Here is a 1,161-nt window from a genome sequence, read left to right as displayed (position 1 = left end):
TCCTAAAATACGGGCCATAGGTAGAGATGCACCCAAATTTACCCATTCTCTTTGCCACTGGGTGGGCAAGTCACCGATTTCCGTAGGTAGCTTCTTCACTGTTGAGCAGGTAGATCTTCAGGAAGATCCGTATCTTTCCTGCTTGTCTCAGCAGAAGACTCACTATGATCCCAGGTTTTGTTGATAATATCCTGGATTTGACTGTTTAAATCTAAATTTAGCCAAATCTGAATCCCAGCGTTAGCTCCGACAAGTATTGCGCTTACTACCGCTATCGGAGTTCTCGCTCTTCTAAAATGGTCCCTGAGAGTCGCACGTTTCATTTCGGCTCCTTAGATGATATACAAATCCTTAAATAATATACAAAATCTATCTTATGTATATCAAATGTATATAAAATTTGGCCACTACCCAGACAGGTTTACTTGGGGAATATTTTTTTTTAAATACGCTAAATATCTTAGATTAACTGCGTTATACGAAGCAGATTATAGTAGTAATTACTGATCACTAACCAGATATAATACGTATATCACTATTCACAAAAAAAGCTATAATACGTATATCACTAGGTAATGTCAATGAATTGTTATGTCTAGGAAACTAGTTAGCTTCAGACTATCTGAAGACCTACTACAAACCCTGAAAGAGCGGGCTGAAGAGATGGGCATTTCAGTTACAGAGTTAATTAACAGACTCCTCAGACAGGGTTTGGAAACCGATGACTCAGTAAAAGAACGTTTAACAGTAGTAGAAGCCTCCGTTGATAAGCTCAGAAAACAACCCAATGTTACTGATCTCGCACTTGCAATTCAAGGAGTTGCTCAATCCCTGGGAGTTTCCCCTGTACCTAAGACTGACTCCAATGTAGAGAGGCGTCTGGATGAATTGGAAAAGTTATTCCTGGAGATGAACGAAAATCGAAACCAGGAGCTGGATGACGATCCAAGCAACCGTAAACCTCGGTCTTCTGTATCAAAGGGGTCTAAATGAGCGCGATTGCGTAACCTAGTAAAAGGTGAAAAGTCTTCAGTCAATCCCGAGCTTCCGAAAGACTCTCAATTCAGGGACTACTAAATTTAGTAACAAGATGCATACAGCAGTTTTCACGTGAATAGCCCCCATTCCTGATTAGGGGGTAAGCTGATTCTCAGCTGTTGC

2 protein-coding genes are annotated in these 1,161 nt (G+C 40.7%); one reads left to right on the top strand and one right to left on the bottom strand.

Annotated features, from left to right (window positions below):
* Positions 1-95 precede the first annotated feature (95 nt).
* A complete protein-coding gene (locus F6K49_RS51235; protein ID WP_293110609.1) occupies positions 96-323 on the bottom strand; it encodes a hypothetical protein in 228 nt (75 codons plus the stop codon).
* A gap of 268 nt (positions 324-591) precedes the next feature.
* On the opposite strand from F6K49_RS51235, the gene F6K49_RS51230 reads away from it, so the two are divergent.
* Complete coding sequence (locus F6K49_RS51230) at positions 592-993, top strand: CopG family antitoxin (RefSeq protein ID WP_293110607.1); 402 nt, start codon at positions 592-594, stop codon at positions 991-993.
* The last annotated feature ends 168 nt before the right edge of the window (positions 994-1,161 follow it).

The sequence above is a fragment of the Moorena sp. SIO3I6 genome (assembly GCF_010672095.1).
The sequence above is the reverse complement of the archived record's forward strand: the minus strand, read 5'-3'. Positions and strand labels throughout refer to the sequence as shown.